The organism is Amycolatopsis sp. NPDC000009 (assembly GCF_055563465.1).
This window is the reverse complement of sequence record NZ_JBVHDI010000034.1, coordinates 1-18,103: the sequence shown is the minus strand read 5'-3', so window position 1 is coordinate 18,103 and position 18,103 is coordinate 1. Positions and strand designations below refer to the sequence as shown.

Annotated in this window: 26 protein-coding genes; 23 read left to right on the top strand and 3 right to left on the bottom strand. The window is 68.2% G+C overall.

What is annotated here, in order from left to right:
• Nucleotide 1 precedes the first annotated feature (1 nt).
• The 16 genes from ACZ3HL_RS43240 to ACZ3HL_RS43165 all read left to right on the top strand — a co-directional run bounded on the left by ACZ3HL_RS43240 (nt 2) and on the right by ACZ3HL_RS43165 (nt 10,199).
• A complete protein-coding gene (locus ACZ3HL_RS43240) occupies nt 2-733 on the top strand; it encodes a hypothetical protein (RefSeq protein ID WP_465537678.1) in 732 nt (243 codons plus the stop codon).
• Between the two features lie 78 nt (nt 734-811).
• A complete protein-coding gene (locus ACZ3HL_RS43235; protein WP_465537676.1) occupies nt 812-1,357 on the top strand; it encodes a hypothetical protein in 546 nt (181 codons plus the stop codon).
• 45 nt (nt 1,358-1,402) lie between these two features.
• A complete protein-coding gene (locus ACZ3HL_RS43230) occupies nt 1,403-2,395 on the top strand; it encodes a bifunctional DNA primase/polymerase (protein WP_465537674.1) in 993 nt (330 codons plus the stop codon).
• 104 nt (nt 2,396-2,499) lie between these two features.
• The gene (locus tag ACZ3HL_RS43225; protein WP_465537673.1) at nt 2,500-3,195 is read left to right on the top strand and encodes a hypothetical protein; all 696 of its coding nucleotides are present in this window, start codon (nt 2,500-2,502) and stop codon (nt 3,193-3,195) included.
• Between the two features lie 15 nt (nt 3,196-3,210).
• Nucleotides 3,211-3,483: a hypothetical protein gene (locus ACZ3HL_RS43220; RefSeq protein ID WP_465537671.1), complete on the top strand. Its 273-nt coding sequence runs from the start codon at nt 3,211-3,213 to the stop codon at nt 3,481-3,483.
• A 286-nt stretch (nt 3,484-3,769) separates the two neighbouring features.
• On the top strand, nt 3,770-4,255 hold the full coding sequence (locus ACZ3HL_RS43215) for a single-stranded DNA-binding protein (protein WP_465537669.1): 486 nt from the start codon (nt 3,770-3,772) through the stop codon (nt 4,253-4,255).
• A gap of 553 nt (nt 4,256-4,808) precedes the next feature.
• Complete coding sequence (locus ACZ3HL_RS43210) at nt 4,809-5,126, top strand: hypothetical protein (RefSeq protein ID WP_465537668.1); 318 nt, start codon at nt 4,809-4,811, stop codon at nt 5,124-5,126.
• Between the two features lie 94 nt (nt 5,127-5,220).
• Nucleotides 5,221-5,922 (top strand): hypothetical protein, encoded by a 702-nt coding sequence (locus ACZ3HL_RS43205; RefSeq protein ID WP_465537666.1) that lies wholly within the window; start codon nt 5,221-5,223, stop codon nt 5,920-5,922.
• 125 nt (nt 5,923-6,047) lie between these two features.
• Nucleotides 6,048-6,974: a DNA-processing protein DprA gene (locus tag ACZ3HL_RS43200; RefSeq protein WP_465537664.1), complete on the top strand. Its 927-nt coding sequence runs from the start codon at nt 6,048-6,050 to the stop codon at nt 6,972-6,974.
• 294 nt (nt 6,975-7,268) lie between these two features.
• Nucleotides 7,269-7,490 carry a hypothetical protein gene (locus ACZ3HL_RS43195; protein WP_465537663.1) on the top strand — a complete coding sequence of 74 codons (222 nt, stop codon included), beginning with the start codon at nt 7,269-7,271 and terminating at the stop codon, nt 7,488-7,490.
• 323 nt (nt 7,491-7,813) lie between these two features.
• Entirely contained in the window at nt 7,814-8,032 is a 219-nt protein-coding gene (locus tag ACZ3HL_RS43190; RefSeq protein ID WP_465537661.1) for a hypothetical protein, read from the top strand.
• Between the two features lie 231 nt (nt 8,033-8,263).
• The gene (locus ACZ3HL_RS43185) at nt 8,264-8,512 is read left to right on the top strand and encodes a hypothetical protein (protein WP_465537660.1); all 249 of its coding nucleotides are present in this window, start codon (nt 8,264-8,266) and stop codon (nt 8,510-8,512) included.
• Nucleotides 8,478-8,831, top strand: coding sequence for a hypothetical protein (locus ACZ3HL_RS43180; RefSeq protein ID WP_465537658.1), 354 nt, complete (start codon nt 8,478-8,480; stop codon nt 8,829-8,831). Before ACZ3HL_RS43185 ends, ACZ3HL_RS43180 begins: the two co-directional genes overlap by 35 nt.
• Nucleotides 8,832-9,051: 220 nt before the next feature.
• Entirely contained in the window at nt 9,052-9,498 is a 447-nt protein-coding gene (locus tag ACZ3HL_RS43175; RefSeq protein ID WP_465537657.1) for a hypothetical protein, read from the top strand.
• Nucleotide 9,499: 1 nt separating this feature from the next.
• Entirely contained in the window at nt 9,500-9,706 is a 207-nt protein-coding gene (locus tag ACZ3HL_RS43170; protein ID WP_465537656.1) for a hypothetical protein, read from the top strand.
• 88 nt (nt 9,707-9,794) lie between these two features.
• Nucleotides 9,795-10,199 carry a hypothetical protein gene (locus tag ACZ3HL_RS43165; RefSeq protein ID WP_465537655.1) on the top strand — a complete coding sequence of 135 codons (405 nt, stop codon included), beginning with the start codon at nt 9,795-9,797 and terminating at the stop codon, nt 10,197-10,199.
• Nucleotides 10,200-10,447: 248 nt separating this feature from the next.
• Here ACZ3HL_RS43165 and ACZ3HL_RS43160 read toward each other — a convergent pair whose 3' ends face one another.
• Nucleotides 10,448-10,711, bottom strand: a complete 264-nt coding sequence (locus ACZ3HL_RS43160) for a hypothetical protein (protein ID WP_465537654.1) — start codon at nt 10,709-10,711, stop codon at nt 10,448-10,450.
• Between the two features lie 249 nt (nt 10,712-10,960).
• Between ACZ3HL_RS43160 and ACZ3HL_RS43155 the strand changes: the two genes are divergently transcribed.
• From ACZ3HL_RS43155 to ACZ3HL_RS43145, 3 genes are all read left to right on the top strand, one after another.
• Nucleotides 10,961-11,146 (top strand): hypothetical protein, encoded by a 186-nt coding sequence (locus ACZ3HL_RS43155; protein ID WP_465537652.1) that lies wholly within the window; start codon nt 10,961-10,963, stop codon nt 11,144-11,146.
• Nucleotides 11,147-11,190: 44 nt separating this feature from the next.
• Complete coding sequence (locus ACZ3HL_RS43150) at nt 11,191-12,306, top strand: hypothetical protein (protein ID WP_465537650.1); 1,116 nt, start codon at nt 11,191-11,193, stop codon at nt 12,304-12,306.
• 340 nt (nt 12,307-12,646) lie between these two features.
• On the top strand, nt 12,647-13,342 hold the full coding sequence (locus ACZ3HL_RS43145; RefSeq protein WP_465537649.1) for a hypothetical protein: 696 nt from the start codon (nt 12,647-12,649) through the stop codon (nt 13,340-13,342).
• A gap of 86 nt (nt 13,343-13,428) precedes the next feature.
• Here ACZ3HL_RS43145 and ACZ3HL_RS43140 read toward each other — a convergent pair whose 3' ends face one another.
• Entirely contained in the window at nt 13,429-13,635 is a 207-nt protein-coding gene (locus ACZ3HL_RS43140; RefSeq protein WP_465537647.1) for a hypothetical protein, read from the bottom strand.
• A gap of 341 nt (nt 13,636-13,976) precedes the next feature.
• Here ACZ3HL_RS43140 and ACZ3HL_RS43135 point away from each other — a divergent pair, with 341 nt between their 5' ends.
• The 4 genes from ACZ3HL_RS43135 (at nt 13,977) to ACZ3HL_RS43120 (ending at nt 16,936) form a co-directional block, all read left to right on the top strand.
• A complete protein-coding gene (locus ACZ3HL_RS43135; RefSeq protein WP_465537646.1) occupies nt 13,977-14,432 on the top strand; it encodes an NADAR family protein in 456 nt (151 codons plus the stop codon).
• 360 nt (nt 14,433-14,792) lie between these two features.
• Nucleotides 14,793-15,443, top strand: coding sequence for a hypothetical protein (locus ACZ3HL_RS43130; RefSeq protein WP_465537644.1), 651 nt, complete (start codon nt 14,793-14,795; stop codon nt 15,441-15,443).
• Between the two features lie 207 nt (nt 15,444-15,650).
• On the top strand, nt 15,651-16,340 hold the full coding sequence (locus tag ACZ3HL_RS43125) for a hypothetical protein (protein WP_465537642.1): 690 nt from the start codon (nt 15,651-15,653) through the stop codon (nt 16,338-16,340).
• A 137-nt stretch (nt 16,341-16,477) separates the two neighbouring features.
• Entirely contained in the window at nt 16,478-16,936 is a 459-nt protein-coding gene (locus tag ACZ3HL_RS43120; protein WP_465537640.1) for a hypothetical protein, read from the top strand.
• Nucleotides 16,937-16,994: 58 nt separating this feature from the next.
• Here the strand turns inward: ACZ3HL_RS43120 and ACZ3HL_RS43115 are convergent, their stop codons facing one another.
• Nucleotides 16,995-17,561 (bottom strand): hypothetical protein, encoded by a 567-nt coding sequence (locus tag ACZ3HL_RS43115; protein ID WP_465537637.1) that lies wholly within the window; start codon nt 17,559-17,561, stop codon nt 16,995-16,997.
• Between the last annotated feature and the right edge of the window lie 542 nt (nt 17,562-18,103).

Below are 18,103 nucleotides of genomic sequence, written 5' to 3'. Positions count from 1 at the left end.
CATGAGCACCACGCAGACCATCGCCGCCCCCGCCGACGAGCCCACCGCCGTGACAGTGCGGGTGTTCCACAACAACCATCGGTATCGGCACGAGTTCACGCGCGGTCTTGAGCCTGGAGACACGGTCACCGAAGTCTTCGTCTACACCGTCCGCCTCCAGCGCTATATGCAGGATCACGAGCTAGCGGACGAGGCGGTCCAGCTGTTCAGCGACGACTCCGGCCTCAGGACCCTAGACCGGCGGGCGGCGGACTATCTCGCCCGCGGAAACCGGCCGCTGCTGACTGGCGACGTTGTCGCCATCGACGGCCGGTTCCACGCTTATAACCCATTCGGCTGGCACGAACTGCCCGCACCTCCGCCGCTCGAGCAGGTGACCCGCTCGGGCACCAGGCCCCTGTACCGGCTCCCGGGTGATTGGGACGATGACCTGACAGCCCGGCTTCAGGAATCGAGTGATGAGAACGGCATGTTCCAGTCACTCAGCCGCGCCGACGTCGTCGTGAGCAAGCCCAAGTTGGTGTGGATTCCGTTCATTCTTCGATCTTCGCTCCTCACCGTGACCGTCGCAGGACACCGCTACGAGGTCCGGACTCAACAAAGCTGGCTGCTCGGTGACGGCGCCGAGGTACGCGTCGCGCAGCAGCCTCTGGTCAAGCTGAAGTCCAGAGATGCCGAGCAGGCCGTCACGGCCCTGCTGGACGTGCTCAACACCAACCCGCCTGTGCGCTGACCCGGGTGGGGCGGTGACCGATGCGCCACCGCCCCACACCCCGCGTGCCGGATCCGTCCATCCCCGTCTGGAGGTCCCGTGTTGTCCGAAACCGTCTGGCCGACCCCTCGGTACTGCTGCTGGTTCACCCCGTATGACTGGTCCCGCAGCTATCTGCTGCCTGAACAGGTCGCCACCAACATCCCGCGCCGCGGTTCCCTCGCCGGCTACGGGGCCCATGACTGGGCCCGCGGTCATCTCGTAGAGCTGCTGTGGCGCCTGGGTGGGGCCCCCGTTTCCTTGCACTACCGCGAGCTGCTCACTCGGCACCCCAGCGAGGACCCCGAGAGAGTCCCCGCTCACCTGCCCCTCGGTGGTGAAGTCACCGCGTGCCTGCGCGACCGCGAAGGCCTGCCGGTCACAGTGGTCACGCGGACTGAATCAGGTCCGTATGCGACACAGGGCGCCTACTGGGAGGTCACCGTCAACGGTGAGACCCCTGCCGACGAGGACCCCAGTCTGAATGGCCGCCACGCTTGCCCGCCGTCGCTGCCATTCCTGGCGTTCCTGGTGCAGCAGCACCTGCGCACCGTCGAACGCCGTCGGGTCGCACCCGTAATCCCGATTCGCCGGAAAACCGCCTGACCTGGGCGGATAGGCGCGCTACCTTGGAAACAAGGAGAGATGACCATGACCGCACCACCACGAACCGTGGGGCCGGTTCGCCGACACACCACCCGGGGCCGCACCTGGCGGCGCCGTCCCGCGCCGCGCCTGATGGGCGTCGCGCTCGCGGCCGCCCGCCAGGGCCTGTACGTGTTCCCGCTCTGGCCGCGCTCCAAAGTGCCGTGCCTGCACGGAAAACGCGCCTGCACCTGTACGGGTGGCTGCGCCGACGGACACCTGGGCTGGGAACAGCGCGCCACCACCGAACCGGACCTGATCCGCTACTGGTGGGGTGCCTCCCCGACCAGCAACGTCGGCATCGCCTGCGGCCCGTCCAACCTGTACGTACTCGACCTCGACCCCGCCCACGGCGAAGAACCGCCCCCGGAATGGGCCGGCGCCCGGCACGGCCGCGACGTCCTCGCCCGCCTCGCCGAACGGGCCGGACAGCCCTACCCCGGCAACACCTACACCGGCCGCAGCCCCTCGCCGAGCGACCATCTCTACTTCCGGGTCCGCGCGGACAGCACACTGCGCAACACCGCGGGAAAGGCCGGGTGGCGAATCGACAGCCGCGGCCGTGGCGGATTCATCGTCGCGCCCGGCTCGGTCCGCCGCGACGGCATCTACACCGTGGCACACCGGGCCCCCATCGCCCCGCTGCCCGAATGGCTCATCCCGCACTTCACCCCACCACCGCGACCGGAACCTGAACCGATCGACTTCGGCGACGTGCAGCCCCTGCCGGACAGGCGCCGCCAGCGCTATCTCGACACGGTCGCCGCCACCGTCGCCAACGCCGCACCGCACACCGCCCACGACACCCTCAACAGAGCCGCGTTCGGCCTCGGCCGCCTGATCGCCGGGCACGAGTTCACCGACGACGAAGCCCGCGCCACGCTGCACATCGCCGCGCAAAAGCGCCAGATACCCACCTACGAAGCCGACTCCACGATCAGCGACGGCCTGGAAGCCGGCGCGCGCTACCCACGCAGGCTGGCCGACCGCGCCGCATGAGACCCCTCTCCCACGGGACCGCCACCGCAAAGCCCTCGCGGTGGCGGTCCCGTGGTCCCTGTGTGCAGCCCGCCCAGCGGGCCTTCCGCCTCACGGAGCCCCGGATGTCCTATCTCCACGCCACTGTCCCTGCCGGCACCACCAGCGAGCTGGCATCCGTTCATCAGCCCGGCGAGCCCACCGCGGCGACCCTGTCCCGCGCGATCGTCGCGCACCTGGCACCCCAGGCATGGGTGCCGCAGCTGGGCTGGGAGACCAACGGGGTGACCGCGGCCTCGCGGATCACCCTCGCCGCGGCCGGTGCCCGCGTTCCGATCGCGCTGTCCTGGCGGGCCGGGCAGTTCACCTTGAGCATCGACGGACGCCGCGACCCTCTGCGCCACTCCGGGCTCGCCCACCACACCGGTCACCTGGCCACCCTCGTCAGCGCTACCACCACCTCCACTGTGGAGCAACTGGAGGAACAGCACGTCGCCGAGCGGCTGGCAGCCACCATCGCCTACGCCGGAATCTATGCGGCATGCGAGCGGGCCGGTGCCGACCCCGACCTGCTGCCCTACCAATGCGCGCAGTGCGGCGACGCCGACTTCACCGCCGCCGCCGGCGGGCCGACCCATCTGGAAGATCACCGGTGTCCGGTCTGCCGCGGCACCGCCCCACCGCCCGAGCAGCCAGCCCCCGTGCCGGCCCGGCGGCAACGCCGACGGCGCCGTCCGCGCCCAGTGCAGGAGGCGTTGCTGGACACCGAAGCGATACCAGCGGCGAGGAATCAGCCGCACTGCGGTCCGCTGGCCGACTAGCCACAGCACCGACTGTTGCAGCAGATCACGCGCGATCGGTTCACCGTCTGGCGCGGTGATCTGTACGAAGTCATCGCCGACGTGCGCGGCCACCGCGCCGTCCCGCCCGACCCCCGCGACGCGGAGCTGATCAGCCAACTGCGCCGCGCCGGACTGGTCTGCGTCGGGTTGTGGCTCTTCGCTGACGTCGACGGCGACAGTCGCGAGACCCATCGGCTCGATCTGACCCGCAGCGGGTGGAGGGTGCTGCGGCGGTGGCGCGCCCTGTGCTCGGTGTCGTCCCAGTAATGCGGGACGACACCGATTGGGTGTGAGATTTGGTTGGTAGTAGGGGCATGTGGGTTCGGGCCGGGGGCTGTCGATCCGCTTGAAGCAAATCATGGGCTGGCAGGGATGACGATGAACCCGGCCCAACAGCACGGCCGAATTCCCCGCCATCCCTGCCAGCCCATGAGTCGCGCTCCGCAGATCGACAGCCCCCTCGGGCCGAACCCACTCGAGACAGCTTCGAGTGACGGAGGACCGAGAGCGGTTGTCGGTGACCTGATCACCGATCTGCAATGGAGTTCTCGCCATGGCTGGAGAGACCGTTCTCACCGTAATCGGCAACCTGACCGCCGACCCCGAACTTCGCTTCACCCCGTCCGGAGTGGCGGTCGCGAACTTCACCGTCGCCTCGACCCCGCGCACGCTGGACAAGCAGTCCGGCGAGTGGAAGGACGGCGACACCCTGTTCATGCGCTGCGCGCTCTGGCGCCAGGCAGGAGAGAACGCCGCCGAGTCGCTCACCCGCGGCGCTCGGGTCATCGTGCAGGGACGGCTCAAGCAGCGGTCGTACGAGACCAAGGAAGGCGAGAAGCGCACCGTCGTCGAACTCGACGTCGACGAGATCGGCCCGTCGCTGCGCTACGCCACCGCGAAGGTCAACAAGGTCTCCCGCAGCCAGAGCACCGACGGCGGCGGCCAGGGCTTCGGCGGGGGCGCCCCCTCCGAGGACCCCTGGGGCTCGGCTCCCCCGGCCGGTGGCGGTGGTGGCTTCAGCGACGAGCCCCCGTTCTGACGGACGCGGGTCGCTGGCCGGGGAGCGTCGCTCCCCGGCCAGCGACCTGGCCGTGTTTCCCTCTTTTCCCGAAAGGACAGCCCGTCTTGGTCGCAGGACCGCATCGTGTCTTCACCCTTGCCGAGTACGCCGAGAAGATCGACGCCCAGGTCGCCCGTACGGGGAAACTCTGCGCGGACCAGCCTCTCCAGCAGGAGGTGCGGAGCGCGCTGTTGCGCGCCGAAAAGGAAATCCACCAGCACGGCTGGGACCGGCCACCAACAGTGTTCTTCCTACAGCAGAACATCCACACCGGCCGCATCCGCCACACCGAGGTCGAAAGGTTCTCGCGGCTACTGGTGGAGGCCCCCGGCCGCTATCCGGATGTGCTCGACCGACTCGCGGACATCGTCGAGTCCATGCGCCGCCAGGCCCACCTCCCGGCCGCCGAGCTGGACCCCGCCGTCCAGACACTATTCCCCGCTTTCCGCGACATGGTGGTCAAACTCCGCGCCGACCCACCGCGGACCTGTTCGACGTCATCGGCCGCCGCTGGCGTTTCCATGGTGTGGGCATGGCCTGCGAGGCATGGATGGTCCTCAACGTCGATGACGCCACCGATGAGCTCGCCCGCCATCACGAGCTCTATTCCCACCCCGGGCGCATCGAGGTCCGCCAGGTGCACTGCGCCGCCCGCGATGGCTGGCTCTGGGAGGTAGCGCGGCTGCGTCGCACCCCGACCATCGCCCTGCCGCGGCACTGCATCGCCCTCCACCGCGACAACGACTACAGGGTGGTGGGCGGCGTCCCGCACGCCCTCAGCCGCTTGTGCAACGCCATCGCCAGCAACCCGGTCCCCATCGTTCCCGCTACCAGTTCGGGCGACGAGTAGAAACCCGCCACAACGGCCAGCAACCTGAGCCGCCGTCTGTTCACAACCTTTGAGTCTCAGTGAGGGCCCGCCGCGCGAGCACGCCGGCGGGCCCTTGCTGGTCCATCACACCGGCAGTCCGCATGCGCAGCGTGCCAGATCGACCGACGGAGACCAGACAATGACGATCAACTCTGACTCCACCCCGAATCCCGACCCCGTCGCATCCGCACTCAGCAATCAGCTGGAGACCCTGCGCCGGACGAGCGCAGGGTTTCGCGACCTGGTCCGGAATCGCGCCATCCAGGGCTACGACGAACTCGACTGGTCGCTGGAGTCGCTGAACGACAAGTTGCGGGAACTCGGTCTCCAGCCGCACGAGTCCAGGACCGTCACCCAGACCGACCTCGACAACAACGTGACCATCATGGCCGACACCGATGACGAGCACATCGGGACGGCGGCAACGAACGACATCGACAGACTGAAGTCCGACATCGCCGCCCACCAAGCGGCAGACGCCGAGTTCCGCCACCAGGTCCGCCAGCTGATGAAACAACAGTGGAACGACGGGGAGTGGTGCGTTCCGGGAATCCAGCGCGTCCTCAAGGAACTCGGCCTTCCTCCGATTGCCACGAATGTTCAGGGCAATGTGCTGATCAGGGTCCGCATTGACGCGGTCACCGGCGTCGCCGATGAGGAGGAAGCGATGGCTCTCGTGACCGCGGCGCTGTCGGCCACGTGCTCGGATCCCGGGATCACCTGGTCTCTGGACCTTCTCGAGCCCCATCTCGATGTGGAACCCGCCGACGACTGATCCAGGCAGAACGCCTCCACCAACCGTCCCCCGCCTCGTGGTGCGCGCTGCGTCCCGTGTTTCGCCTACCCGGCACGCGGTCCCGGCACAGCGCGGCACCTCATCCATGCACGAAAGGGTTCTGAATGAGCGACTTCACCGCAGAGAAGATCGCCCGGGCCTACCTGATGCGGGCAGCGGAGCCGCCCGCGCCCGAACTGGCGGCTTTCGTCAGCCTGCACGGCCCCATCGAGGCCGCAGCACGAGTCAAGAACGGTAGGTGCCCGCCGGCGGTGCTGGCCGAAACCGCCGCACAGCGCCACCACGACTCCGCCGTGCGTGACCTGGAACAAGCCGCGGCCGGCGGGACCCGCCTGGTCACCCCCGAGGACACCGAGTGGCCCGCACGCCAGCTCAGTGACCTCAACGGCGCCCAGGGCAGCGGATTCCCTTCGATGGCGCCGCCGCTGGGGTTGTGGGTCCGCGGCCCGGCCCTGCTCAACGACGCGACCGCCCGGGCGGTCGCGATCATCGGCTCCCGCGCGGCGACCGAGTACGGCGAGAATCACGCGTCCGAGTTCGCCTATCACCTGGCGAGCCACGGAATCTCGATCGTGTCCGGCGCTGCGTACGGCGTCGCGGGTGCGGCTCACCGCGGCGCGCTCAGCGCAGACGGTACGACCGTCGCCGTGCTCGGCTGCGCGATCGACCAGACCTATCCGGTCTGGCACGCGAACCTGCTGCGCAGCATCGCCGCGTCCGGTGCGCTCGTGAGCGAGTACCCGCCCGGAACGCTGCCCGGCCGCCAGCGCTTCGCCGCGCGTAGCAGGATCGTCGCGGCTCTCACCGCCGGAACCGTCGTGGTGGAGGCCGGGCGGCACAGCGGTACCCGGCCGAGCATCTTCGCCGCGGAGATGCTCGGCCGACCTCTCATGGCAATGCCCGGGCCTGTGTCCTCCGCGCTGTCCTACCGCTGCCACGCGCTGATCCGCTCCCGGGACGCCGAACTCGTCACCTCCGTCGACGACATCCTCGACACCACAGGACTCGGCGAGCCATCGGTCACGACGTGACGGAGGCGAGCCGTCCCGTTGGGACTGCTCGCCTCCATTCGTCGGATGTGGACGGGCGGAATCCCCGGCGCCGCAGCGAGGAAGTTCTCCCTGGGCGAGCAGCCAGTGCCCCTGCTTCGTGAGGAAGGTCTTGATGCGCGAGCCGAACCGTCCTCATGCGCGGGCGTTCGATCTTCCGGGCTGGCCCTGTCCGCCGCGCGTCCGTGACATCCCAGCTTACCGGGAAAGCTGGGGCTGGATCGCCGTGAACGGCGTCTCCACCCTGTTGCGCAGGACGACCTGGGATGCCTCTGGGTGAACGGCAGTGTGGTCCCGAAGTTCGTCACGCCCGACGAGCGTGCGATCGATCCGGGCGCACTGGTGTTCTGGACCGAGGAAGGGATCGGTCTGTGGGTGCATCCGAAGTCCCTGCGATTCCTGCCCTCGATCAGCCGGCTGGAGATGACGCCCGACGAGTGGCAACCCGTCGCGGTCGTCGCGAAGGAGTGGCCGCTGTTCATCGCCAGCCCAGCTTAGTGGTGACCCCGGGTTGGTCCACACAGGACAGCTGAGGTGGCCACCACCTAGCTTCGCCCGTCGCTGGGGGCGGCGGAGCCAGTGAGGCGACCGTGGCCGGCCGAGGGGTCGTCGATCCCCTCCAAGCGAATCAGGTCGTGGTCAGGGCGACGATGAACCCGGCCCAAGAACGGGGCCGGAACCCCCGCCGCCCTGACCACGACCTGAGCTGCGTTCCGCAGATCGACGGCCCCTCGGGCCGAACCCGATCTCGACGATCTGCACACGAGGGTGGGCTCGAGCGCTCGTTGACCACCTGGCCAGAGCATACGGAAGGGCGGAACGTGTACCGCAACATCGACGACATCATCCCCGAGCTTCCCATCGACTTCGGCGACTACATGCGGTGTGAGAACGACGTCATCACACCCGCCCTGGTCGATGCCGGGTACGCCGTCCCCGGCGCCTGGTACACGGCCGCGGGAGACTCGTTCGGCCCGCTGGCCCGCGCGGTCGAGGCGTTAGACCCGTACGACGAGCCCGTCACCGTCGTCTACAGCTGATCCGCGTCTCTTCGGCGGTCAGAACAGCGCGGGTCGAATTGGCGGCGCAGGGCCCTGTGGGTTCGGTCCTTGGATTCCGGCGGGCGGCCCGCCGGACACCAGACATCCCCGCTGCCACCGGTCAGTCGCCGGCGAGGCGCGAAGCGGCACCACGTTTTCCTCCCATCTCGCCGTGCGAGGCAGCCAGTACATCTCGTCAACGCCCGAACGTCGCCACACGAAAGGAAGCTCATGTCCAGAACCGAACCTCGGGGCACGACCACCGTGATCGGCGACGACCTGCCCGAGCTGCTCGACGCGATCCGGAAGGCCGTGCACGCCGAGAACCTCGCCTGCTACTGGGACGGAATACACGACACCCGTCGCGACGCCGACGCCGCGCTCAAGCGGGCCCTGAAGCTGGCGAAGAAGATTGCTCGGTCCTGGAAGAAAGCCATGGACTCAGATGACCGGCGGCAAGGCGCAGACCAGACCGGATGAAGCGGCGCGAAGCACCTCGCCTCGCGAATCGGGCTTCTGGACTCCGCTGTCGTGCCCAGGCTCGGGAACCGTGGGTTGCCTAAATGCCACGGGGAAGGAGAACATGACCTTCGATCTCGACAGAGCCACACTGGACGAGAAGACCTATGTCACAGTGTTCGGCCACAAGAAGAATCTCGGGCTCTACTGGGAGATGGATTCGGGAATATTCGCGGCGTTCAAGTCGGAAATCGAGAAGCCGATCGCATATCCCGAATCCGAGCGTGACTGCATTCTTGCGATCACAGACGGCGCGTGGGACGGCGAGGGCTGGCTCTAGGCCGCATGGGCACCGTCACCATCGTGATCCGCCCCTACCATCCGTGCTCGGCAGGACGTACTTTCTGGCCGCCGTTGACCTGCTCAAGAATCGCCTTTCTCACTCACTCGAAATCCCCGCGACGTCTTCCCGGCGCCGGATTAGCATCGCCACTTTCCATTCCTCTCGGTTTCAGCCTTCCGTGTCCGTCGTGTATCGATTCAAATGAGGGAGTTCAGGAATGACGTCTACGAGCGACTCCGCCTCGACCAGTATCCGTGCGGCGACGACGGCCGAGCTCCAGCGGGAGCTGGACGGCGCGATCCGGGCCTACCAGGAGTACCGCACCCGGGTCCGCGAACGCGCCATCCAGGGCTTCCGCGACAGCGCGTGGCCCTCGCTGGATGACCTCAACGCCACGCTGCGCAAGCTCGACTTAGAGCCGTACGAGCCCAAGCAGATCAGCCGCGCCAAGCTCAGCCTCTACCTATGGCTGACCGTCGAAACCGGAGACAACGGTGCCGCAGAGGAAGCGATGCTGCGACTGGAAACGCCAGAGGGCCGCAGCGTCCTGCGGGACGCCCTCGCCTCAGCCATCCAGACGCTGAACGCGGGGCAGTCGCTCGCCATCGTTCCCGGCGACAGTGCCTACGTGGCCGCCGGTTCCGTCAGCACGACGGAGGCCTGACATGACCGACTATCGAGCGATGGCCGCCAAGTGCCGAGTCCAAGCGGCCGCCGCCCAGGGACAACGAGCGGATCAGCTTCGCGGCTGTGTTCGGACCTTCATGCAGCTAGCACTCCGGCAGGAACTGTTCGTCCATTCCCAACAAGTCGGGCGCACGCAGGTCGACGCAGCCAGCTTCCGGGAACACCTGCGCGCCAACCGCGCCTGACCTCGATCCACGGGACCGGTACGCGCAGCTCGCGCGTGCCAGTCACCCCGCCTGATGAACGCATCATCACTGTTGAAGGGTGTTCGCGATGCCGACCGACAACCAGCAGCTGCAAGCCGCCATTTCCGCGGAGCGTGACCAGCTCGCCGAATTCCAGAAGAGCGTCCGCAGCGAGATTCTCGACAAGCACTTCTCCCGCCGCTGGTGCTACTCGGGAACCCGGCAAGTACTCGAGGACCTCGATCTCCCGCCGATCGCGGTGACCTATCAGGGCAAAGCCTCTGTCGGGCTCACCATCGATGGTGTCGAGGGCGCCACGAGTCGCTCTGAAGCCGAGGCTCGGGTGATCGCGGCCCTGTCGATCGCGTGCGCCGACGCCGGGATCAGCTGGACCGTCCAATATGTCGACCCGTCCTTGAGCAGTGCGCTAGTCGATGACCGGACGCCAGATTCGCAAGCCGACCAAGCGAACCAGAGCGCCTCGGCGAACTGATCCCGTGCATCCCTGTCCCGAAGACTGGTGCGAGAGGTGAGGGGCGGGTTCGGGCCGGGGGCTGTCGATCCGCTACAAGCAAATCATGTGAGGGTGGGGATGACGATAAACCCGGCCGAAAAACGCGACCGGAACCCCCGCCATCCCCACCCTCACCTGAGACGCCCTCCGCAGATCGACAGCCCCCTCGGGCCGAACCCACTCGACGACCTGTCGAAATACGACAGGGCTCGCTGACGCCGGCTGACTCAGCCGACTTCGGGTGCGTCGATCTGCTCAGGTATCCGGCTATATCCCAAGGAGTCCAGTTGATCGTGTGCGCCGGTGCTGGCGAAGCGCCCGTCACCGTCACCACCAAGTACGTCGAGCTCGATGAGCGCGGCAACGTGCTCGCCGTCACGAACGAACTCGGTGCAAGGCAGCTGGGATACATGGAGACTCGCGAGTTCGGGAAGTGCCCCGTGTGCCCGTTCGAGTTCGAGCTCTTCGGCGGCCGAATCCGGTATCACCACAAACGCTCCTGATTGTCACCTCAGCAAGGACCACCTGGCGGAGCGGGCGCGCGCCGACCCCTCACGGCGCTGTCTCCTGCTCACCCCTTGGCCGGGCATGCCCGTCTTCCCCGCGGTCATGCCCGGTCGAGGGCCCCGATGTTCCCGGCCCCGCACCGGAGCCGGACGCCGGCGTCGTGGCCGAAGCCCGCGCGGCCGGGGCCGCCGGCCACCACAGCGGGCGTGCCCGGGGATGAGCGAGAACCCGTTGTGGCAGACGGAAGAGCTGTTCGAGAGACCCACCAGGACGGACGCAGCGAGCACGACGCCCGCGAGGAGGTGCTGAGCACATTCGCCGCCGAGGACCGCGCGCTCGCCGACACCGCGCTCGGTCACTACCACGAGCACCGCCGAGACGGGTCGACCCGCACGTCGCTGCCGCCACCGACGAGCTGACCCCCTACGAGATCGGAGACAAGTCCACTGTGGATGGCTATGACGTGAACGCCGCGCCCGCCGAGAACCCGGTGATCGACCCGGACGAGCTGATGCCCGCCGGGGAAGCGCTTCGGAACTACTTCGCCGCAGAGGAGGCGGTGGACCGCTTCGCACAGCTGCGCGCCCAGGGCTGCGACGACGAAGCAGCCGCCAGGCGGGCTGTTGAAGCCAGCCTCGACGAGACCGGGCTCGCGGTCGCGGCGGTCACGGCCTACCGCTGCCAGCTCGACGCGGGCCAGAGCCAGGACGCGGCCCGTTCCGCGGCTGTGACCGACACGGCCACCGAGTTCACCTCCCGCATCAGCGCCGAGCAGGCCGATCAGGTCCGCGCCGCGATGCGTAATGACGAAACCGCGCCAGCGGCAGACGTTCGCGACGAGATCGTCGGCGAGTCCACGGTGTTCGCGGCGTTCGCGCCGGGGGACGTGGTCCGTAGCCGGATCACGGGAGAACTCTCGACCGTCACCGGTGACGCGGCAATGTGGGATCCGGCGTTCTGGGCACCCGCCGACGAGATCGAGGCGCCGGAGATTCCCGAGCAGGCACCGGAACCGGGCGGTTGGATCGCCCGAAACCTTCCTGCCCGCGACCGCAACGTGCCGGAGATGGACTTGCGGACCGCGATCAAGGTCGTCAACGAGCACTGCCGTATCGAAGAGGACAACCCGGCCTTGATCGCTCGCGACGTCGACGCCATGGCCCGGGCACTGACCACGGAAGACATCTACGGCGGGGTCGACAACCTCGCGACTCGCGCCGCCTACCTCACCGTGCTGAAGGCGTTCGACTCGGAGATAAACCAGGCCCTCGCGCAGTCGTCGACCGCACCGTCCGACGTCGGCCAGGGCAGCGATTGGCCCGACGTCGACCAGCGCGAGACCGACCACGTCGTCGCCAACGCCGACGACGTGGTCGACCGGATCGACCAGGTCCTCGGAGAGGACGCCGACGCTCGGCCAGCCTCGGACCGGGAGGAGATGGAACGCGTGCGGGCCGTGGTCCGAAATCTGCCCGCCGGGCCGATCACGGACGAGGACCTGACGCGGGCGGGGGTCACGGCTAAGCAGTACGACCGGCTCATGACCGAGGAATGGGAGCCCGAAGCCGACCGCTTCTGAGCACCCGCACTGCCCCTGTGCCTGGTCGACTCGACGTCGGCCAGGCACACCTAGATCGCCCGCAGAACCGGCTAGCCGAAGTGTATGTCACGAGGTGAATTGGCGGCCGAGACCGTAAGCGTCCCAGCCGGTCCTGCGGGCCCTTCCTGCCTGTCCGGTACCCGGACGGCCTCACGCCACCCGGCGGAGCAGCGGCGCGTCGACCCCCACGGCGCCGCCGCCTGCTCACCCTCGGCCGGGCATACCCGCCTTCCCCAGCGGGTGCGCCCGGCCGAGACCTATCCCGGGGCGATGTCCCCGATCCACGAACCGGAAGGCCAGCCTGCTTATGTTCTCGTTCTTGCGATTCCGTCGTACGGTCGTCACTGAGGCGCCCGGTGCCGAACTGGTTCTCCGCACGCAGCCTGCTCAGCGGGAAGTGCTGGCGATCGAGATCTCCGCCGAAGAGTTGGCCACCGTCGAGCGGATTCTGACGTCAGCGTGGTGGGCCGGGTGCCCGCAGCCCGGCGAGGTGGGACCGGTTCCTGCCATGATGCGCGCCTTCCAGATGCGTGTCGGTGCCGAAGCATTCGTGGCACAAACCGCAGGGCGAAACCCGGGCGGCATCCCGTTCTTCGAACACGAAATCGACTCCGTCGCGAACGCGATCCAGATCCTCAACCGCGAGGAGATCGACTGCCGCACGATCACCGACCGCAACGACTTCCTCGCCATGCTCCACAGGCGCCTCGGCTACACCCGCGTCGCGCGATTTCTCGCGGAAGACCTGCCGGTGTTCGGTCACGAACGACGACAGGCCATCGACAACATCGTCGAGGCCAGCGCTAGGAACGGTGACCACAGGGCTTCGCACATGGCAGGCGCGGGCAGGGACACCGACCACGAGGACGACGTCCGCGAGTACATCGACGAGGACGAGGACGAGGAGGAGGAAGACGAGGAAGACGAGGACGAGGACGGGCACGAGGCCTGCTGGGGAATTCATCGCCGTGCCCACGACGGCGAACACATCGACTGCGACGGGAAGTTGATCTAGTCGCGGCGGAGCCAAGCTTTCAGGCCCAGACTCAGGTCGGCCTCAATCGACGTGCCGCCGATCGACGACATCCCTGCCGGCGCGCACTATCCGCGCAGGCTGCCCAGCCGCTGGGAGCGCCCGTCACCGTCACCACCAAGCTCGTTCAGCTCGACCAGCGCGGCAACGTGTTCGCCGTCATGAACGAACTCGGTGCGGAGGGGCTGGGATACAAGGAAACTCGCGAGTTCGGGAAGTGCCCCGGTTGCCCGTTCGATTTCGAACTCCTCGACGGCCGCATCCGGTTCCACCACAACCGCCCCTGGACTCAACCTTGGTAAGGACTTCCCGGCTGAGCAGAAGCACCACGCGCCGCCCCCTCACGGCGCTGTCTCCTGCTCACCCCTTGGCCGGGCATGCCCGTCTTCCCCGCGGTCATGCCCGGTCGAGGGCCCCGATGCTCCCGGCCCCGTAGTGGCCAGGTGTGTTCTGCGACAGGGACGCCGTTGTCCCGGCTGCCCTCGGAACGCCGCACTGTTCCTGGCTCGGGGTGGGGTGTCCAGGAAAGCACTGGACACCCCACCCCGAGCCAGGAGCCGACAAGTGCGTTCCGACGACCGCCGGAACGCACCGACTCGACGACGGGGAGCAGCTGATGGAGCGAATCGAAGAATTCCGAGGGCGATATGCGTTCCTGAGCAATTTCTACCCGCTGGCTTTGCCGATCCAGGGAGCACGCGGTGTCCTCTACCGGACCGCGGAAGCGGCTTTTCAGGGTGGGAAAACCGATGATCCGGCGCAGCGGGCCGAGATAGCCGCCGCGCTGACGCCCAAAGAAGCGAAGCGGCTCGGTCGCCTGGTTCGTCTGATCCCCGGGTGGAACGAGAAGCGGCACGACGTGATGCGCGCGGTGCTGAAGGCCAAGTTCGCCGATCCCGGTCTCGCGAAGTTGCTTGTAAATACTGGCGATGCGTACCTGAAGGAAGGGACTTCCTGGCACGACAACGACTGGGGCGACTGCGGGTGCGGGCGGCCTGCCTGCGCCGAACCCGGCAAGAACTGGCTGGGCCTGTACCTGATGGACCTCCGTGCCGAGCTCGCCCGCGGCTGAGGCCGCCGTACCGCGCGACCCGCGCGGTCGCCCTCCGCCGTCTTCACCGCGCCCGGCCGATCCGAGATTGGCCGGGCGCCTCCCGAACACCCGCAGGGCCGGCTAGCCGAATGCCAGGCACGAGGCGAGTTGGCGGCCAGGGCCGTAAGCGTCCCCGTCGGTCCTGCGGGTCCTTTCCCCTCCGTCCGCCACCAAGGCGCATCACGCCACCCCTGCCGAGCAGGCGCGCGCTGCCCCCCACAGCGCAGCTGCCTGCTCACCCCTCGGCCGGGCGTGCCCGCTTCCCCACGGGCACGCCCGGCCGAGCACTCCGCTGTTGCCCGTCGACACCCAGCCTCCTATCGAAAGGCCACGCTTCCTATGTCGTTCTTCTCTCGTTTCCGTCGCTCGATCGTCACCAAGGCGCCGGCTGATGCCGAAGCTGAGCGCCGTACCGCGCCACAGTCGCGCGACGTTGTCGCGGTCGAGATCTCGGAGTTGGAGCTCGACATGGTCAAGAACCTTCTCCGAGCGGCGTGGCTGACTAGTGGGGCGTCGCCGTTCCGCGGCGACGGTTCGGTACCGGAGATGATCCGTGAGTTCGACCAGCGAACGGGGGCCGCAGCGGCGTACGCGCACCGCCTGGGAGACCAGCCGCACGGGATCGCTCTCCTGGAAACGGAAATCGGACAGGTAGAGACTGCTGTTCGTATCCTCGATCAGCTGGGCGGCCCAGCCGCGTACCGGGAACGACTGCTCGTCAAGCTGCGCAACCGTCTCGGTTACGCCCGCGCCATCCACTACCTCGACAGCCTGCCCGTCATCTCCCGCGACACGTCGATGACACATCGGACCAGCACGCCTACCCCGATGACAGCCGAACCCGTCACGATCTCCCGCAACGCCGGGGTATCCGACACGGCCGAGCCGGACAGCGACATCAACGAGGACCACGACCGCGGCGACCACGAGGCTGCACGGGCATCCACCGCAGGTACGACCTCGACCACGTCGACTGTGACGAGCGGCTGATCTAGCGCCCGCAACCGCGCTTGACGTTGAAGGCCTCCGGGGGAGGCCTTCAGCTCTCTCAGCAGTGCTTGAAGCCCGCTCGGTGCCGGATCAGCGGACCAGACCCGGATTGCATCGAGTACGTGCGCGACTTCGGACTCCCGCGTGCACCAGTGCCTGCGCCGCGTCCTTCCCAGCCGTCCACTCCAGACAGAAGGTTCTTCGACCATGTCGCACTATCGTTCTTTTGCCCCCGGAACCGACCAGTTCGACCTCGACGTCAACTACGGCGGTCTTCGCTACGAGTCGTTCTTCGGCGGCGGGCCAGCCTGTGCCGAGCTGCCCGGCACGCCGCCCGCGGCCTCGATCGGCGCCGACAAATGCTGGTGCCCGTCATGCACAAGCGAGGGCTGGTACGCCCAATCCCCGATCTGCAAGTACTGGGAGAACTTCTGCGACCTCTGCACGGGCGGCCGCTATGCGATCGACTACGTCGAGGGCGTCCCGGTCCGGCACATGCAGTGCCAGTTGTGCGTCGACCAGTGGCGTAAAGACGTCGCCTGGTTCCACTTCGCCTTGAGCGATCCCGGCTATGCCGCGGACTTGCTGCGATGCCAGGCCCGTTACGCCAAACTTCAGGCGAGCACAGAGAGCAGGTCCAGTCGCATACACGACGACGCCGAGCGGGCCCGGCGTTGGCGCCGCTCCGCGCTGCGCGCCTGGGCGGGCACCGTTGCCGTCGCGCTGGTCGCGTTCGCCGTCGGGTTCCTGGTCCCCGCAGACCAGACGGCTGACCTGATTCTGATCGGTTTCGCGGGATCGGTGGCCGCCGGCCTGGCCGCCCATGCCGCCTACCGGCGCGGCCAGCTCGACGTCCTGGAGGAATCGCACCCCGCCGACGATTCCGAGGCGCGATGACCGCCCGAGGTAGCCAGCCGGGCGGGTACGGCCTGAGCTCCGGCGGCTCCGAACCGGGGGTGCTACGGCACCGGCATCCGGCCCAAGCCGGGATTCTCGGCAGACCAGGACTCCGTCGTGGTCTACCCTCGGATGACATGAGGCCCACCAGTTTCGTCGTCTTCTTCCGGTTGATCGGTGCGGTCGGCGTCGGCGCGGGCGTCGGCGCCGCCGTGGCCGGGCTGCTGGCCGTAGTCACCGGCAGGGTGCTGGTCCCGGGCAGCCCGTGGGCCAACGGCCTGCCGGTACTGATCGTCCTCGGCACACTGCTGGGGACCGGCGTGGCCAGGCTGACCCGGTTCTGGCTGCTGCCCAGGCGCACCGGCCGACGGTTGCTCTGGGGCGCAGTCGTCGGCGCCGTCGTTGTTCCGCTGGCCCTCACGTTCGACTACCTCGGTGAGATGGCCACCGTGGGCTCACTGTTGATGTTGGTCGGAGGGGTGGCCACGATGGTGCCGTGGCTGCGCTGGTTTCGGGCTGCACACCGTGGCCCCGAGACGCGTACCTACGCCGCGCGCCCCGGCCCCCGGCCGGTGCCGGCGAGCCGGCCACGCTGATCTCGACCTGAACGACGGGGAGGGGTGGACTCGCACGAGTCGGCCCCTCCCCGTCGTTCTAGGCATCGACGGCGGCACTGTTCGAGGTCGGCGCGGGCGCGTCGTCGTCCACTCCGCGCGTCGAGCTCGGACTACCGGCATGCGCGGCGGCGGGAACGGTCTCGGCGCGCTGGTCCTGGTCCTCGCGGCCGCCTGCCGAAGCGCCGTTGCCTGTCTGCGCCAGGGCCGCGCGGGCTTTCCGGCCCGCAGCGATCAGCCCGCGCGCCGCCTTCTCGCCCTTTCCCAGCAACTCGCCGACCTGCTCAATCGTCCGGTCGGCCTCGTGGATTGCCAGGGCCGCCATGGCCTGTACCGCTTCCTGGTCGGCCACCCGCTCGTCTCGTTCCTTCCGCAGCCGCGTGATCGCGCGTTCATGCGGCGCGGCCCGCCGCTGACACTCCCTCGCAGCAGCGTCGATCTCACCGTCGGCGTCGAAGTAGACCTCCAACGCCTTCTGGACCGCTTCATCCTTCGCACGTTGTTCCGCCTGCTGTTCAGCGTCGCGCTGCCGCGCCGCCTCCAGCTTCAGGCTGACTTTGGTTGAGCGCCGCACGCGACGGCGCTTCGTCTTCGTCGACTCGGTCATCTCCCTACCTCCCCGTGTGCCTGTCATGTCTCCCTCACGCCACCATACGTAAAGAGGCAACTGAGATGGACACAGATTCGGGGCGGCGACTGCTCATCAAAGGCAGGTCCCGGCCAGCTCGGTTGCCGAGCCAGGGAAGCGGGACGCACCAAAAAAGGCGTGTCCCGGCCCGAGGGCGAGGACACGCCTTTGAGTGTGCCGGCGCATAAGCCCCGAAGGGCTCACCGCGGAGCGGATTCGCCAAAACTGCGACGGCACGGGTGCCGGGGTGGGGCCAAAGTGAAGGCCAGACCGGCGAGGTCAGTCTAGCCGATCTGCGCGATGGCGGCATCGCCGCGCGCGAAAGAATTGATGGGCCGTCGACCGGTCTGGGGTGCGCCAGAGCCTGCCGTGGGGGGGGGGGGGGGGGGGGGGGGGGGGCCCCCCCGCCCCCCCCCCCCCCCCCCCCGGTACTGGTCACCGGCGCCGCGGGGATGGGAAAGTCGTGGTTGGCCGCACGAGTGCTGTCCGAGCCCCGGATCGGCGGTGGCATCGTGGTGCGG